At 54.1% G+C, this 2922-nt stretch carries 3 protein-coding genes; 1 reads left to right on the top strand and 2 read right to left on the bottom strand.

Going from position 1 to position 2922, the window contains the following annotated elements:
* Positions 1-149 precede the first annotated feature (149 nt).
* A complete protein-coding gene (gene xopAG / locus BS629_RS05625) occupies positions 150-1838 on the bottom strand; it encodes a XopAG/AvrGf1 family type III secretion system effector (protein ID WP_077988065.1) in 1689 nt (562 codons plus the stop codon).
* Between the two features lie 157 nt (positions 1839-1995).
* Here xopAG and BS629_RS38860 point away from each other — a divergent pair, with 157 nt between their 5' ends.
* Positions 1996-2151 carry a hypothetical protein gene (locus BS629_RS38860; protein WP_158081451.1) on the top strand — a complete coding sequence of 52 codons (156 nt, stop codon included), beginning with the start codon at positions 1996-1998 and terminating at the stop codon, positions 2149-2151.
* A 71-nt stretch (positions 2152-2222) separates the two neighbouring features.
* Here BS629_RS38860 and trxA read toward each other — a convergent pair whose 3' ends face one another.
* Positions 2223-2543: a thioredoxin gene (gene trxA, locus BS629_RS05620; RefSeq protein WP_077988064.1), complete on the bottom strand. Its 321-nt coding sequence runs from the start codon at positions 2541-2543 to the stop codon at positions 2223-2225.
* Positions 2544-2922: the final 379 nt, after the last annotated feature.

Here is a 2922-nt window from a genome sequence, read left to right as displayed (position 1 = left end):
AATGATGGTGGCGGCATAATCGAGGCAGAAATCCACTTAGCGAAACGCCCGAAACTGTTCAGACAAACCGAACCAGCTCTTATATTTGGTCGCCGATCCATCCAAAACGCATCGCCTAAAGCGTGTCAACAACAGGGCATCGCGTTGGTTCACAAGCAAAGTCCTTGAGTGCGGTCACGCGAGCGCTCTGCAAACAGTCGTATATCGGGGTCGCACGATCCTCGCGGGGCGCGGTTGTCCCCAAGGCCGCTTTCTTCTGCAGGGCTTGCATCAGGCGAATTACCTTGCAGCGGGTCCGATAGATTTCTGCCGCCATAATACTCTTTCGCCGCTTTTTGGCAGACGTCGCGGTAGAACGCATCAGCATCCTCGACAGTATATCCAGCGCCCACAAAACAGCCACGGGCTATCTCATGAAGTGTATGCCGAATTGAGCTCGTGTCGTCGTACACGGCGTTGAAGCAGGCTACGATCACTATGACCTCCTTCTTTGAGAGACGTGGCTGACCACTCATCAAACGCGCGTGATTGATGCAGGCGACGCCGTTTGCGCATGTGAACGAGTCACCAAGTCCAGAACAATCTTCGAATCCGTCTCCCTTCTCATTCAATTTTATATGAGCTATCGGCAGGTTCTTCATGTCTGCGATTTCCCGGTGGTTCAGATCCTCAACAAACTGGGGATCATGGCCCCATCGCACTTCCTGGAGCCGAGTGTCGAGTTTGTGCAACCACGGGCCCACCAAACTGGAATTGCGCTTCAGCTTATTCTTCCGAGGATCCTCGAACATTAGCGTCGCATCGAGCTTTTCGGTTTCCTCCTTAGAGAGCAAACCATGCTCGATCAGAGTCTTCATCACAACGTTTTCGGCATGTCCCCAGTGCGCCTCAGCAGCATATACCTGTCTGAAGTTTAGGATGGTCTGACCGGCCGCAAATTGCGCCTGGTCGCTAAGGCCGAGGGTCTCATCGACCAAAAGGGGTTCGAGCATCTCGACGCATTCCTTTGGGGATAAGCCCTTCTCGCTTCGCAAAGTATTCCTAACGTGCTGCGCGCCCTTGTTAATGAAGGGGTGAATAATCGACCTTGACGTGTAGCCGTAGGCGCCGGTCTGGTCGTTGAAAACTCCCGTCAGTGCATACTTGTTCTTTTCATCATAAATTGGGCTTTTCGTTAGGTCGAAATCTTTCGGGACCTGAGGAGGCCCATACCTAGCCACGCAATCGTCCTTCACGAGAAGGCCCCTCATGCAGTTCAGATTCAGGGCGAGCGACCGGCGCGCCTCAGCGGAGTCCACCCGCCGCGCAATGTGAACACTCGTAGCTGCCCGGTAGTCAATCATGGTGACAAATTGTCTATCGCCGCAGGTACGAATAGGATTTAGCGGCCGCTTGCTAAGACGCTGAGTTTCAGCAGTGCCCGTATGATACCGCGTGTGAAATTCTCGTGCCCTAGCCTGAGCCGTCCTGAGCCTTTCACTCGAGGTAAATCCCTTTTTTCCGTCATGCAGTGATGTGGTGGAGAGCGGAAAGTCATTGACGATCTCAATATAGGCATAGCCACCAGCAGCTAGATACACGGCGTACTTCAACGCGCGCGCAGAAAGGCTTGACCCTTGCGTTCTGCTATTCGTTGCCCCTTCGTCTCGTTGCTCTGCACGCCCAGTCTTTGGTTGTGCATGCTTCCCCGCAGGTGGCATTGCCGTGCTCAGAGTACGAAGCGCAGCAGGTGAGTTGACCGCTTCATGGCGCGCAGCCCTTGTTCTCAAGGCCTGTCCCAGCCTGTTAACTGTTCGTAGTGCCGAAAAGCCCTTAACTTGCCTGCTCCCAATTCGCATCTCACTGGTCCTCATTAAAAGCCCCAGAAAATTTCATTCCGGCAGTAAGTTCTAGCTCGAACAGGGTAAGCGGTTAGCCGCCCTGTCGGCAGGCCGCTTCGATAATGTGTGCTGGCGCCACAGCCGGGAGCAGGCCATCGTTGTCCCGGAAGGCAAATTGGGGGCCACGCGTCACGATGACCCTGAACTTCGGCTGCACGACATCCAAATCCTCCCGATCAGGGCCTTTTCCAAACCCGCGCATCCTGGTCGGCGGCTCTCTCTCTATCTCGTCGGCGACGTGCTTTCCGACAATGGCACGCCGCCGAAATGAAGGCTGCGAAATGAAGAAGCCCTGTTGAACCGGGCTTTTTCGTCAAGTAATATAAGTTGGCCTGATATCAATCAGGCGGCGCTCGAAATCCAGTTCGACAGAGCCGTCTTTGGCTTCGCACCGACAGAAATGTCAGCGACTTCGCCGCCCTTGAAGATTGCAAGGGTCGGAATGGAGCGCACACCGAACTGTGCGGCGAGTTTCGGGTTCTCATCGATATTCAGCTTGGCGACCTTGACCTTGCCTTCCATCTCGACGGCGATTTCTTCGAGGCTCGGAGCAATCATCTTGCACGGGCCGCACCATTCAGCCCAGAAATCGACGACGACGGGTTCTGCGGATTCCAGAACTTCCGACTGGAAGTTATTGATATCGACTTTCACGTTAGCCATGGGCTGCTCCTTTAACGGAATTGGGTGTTGAACCACATGTAATGGTACGGTGCCGAATTTTCAATTATCGACCCGACACCGCGTTGGTGCACGGATCGTTTAGCGATCGTGGTGTAGGCGATCGGCAACCTCAATAACCGATCTTGACCTTGATGCCTTTCAAACATAACGCCGCCCGCAGCCATCGCATTGGCAAGATGAAATTCAAGGTGACGAACTGGCCGGAATATGGTAAGCGCTATTTTCGATGCGCATTGACGGCTTCAGCACCGCTGAACCGCCCTGTATTAGTGGGAATGGCGATGTCACGTTGTCGGCGACTTAACGGGTGGCGGATAATACGGTTGAGATGACCTCATCGACCATCAGCTACAAGCAC

Origin of the sequence: Rhizobium leguminosarum bv. viciae USDA 2370 (genome assembly GCF_002008365.1) — a bacterium.
Taxonomy (GTDB): domain Bacteria; phylum Pseudomonadota; class Alphaproteobacteria; order Rhizobiales; family Rhizobiaceae; genus Rhizobium; species Rhizobium leguminosarum.
Note: the sequence above shows the minus strand (reverse complement) of the source record. Positions and strands in the feature narration are given on the sequence as shown.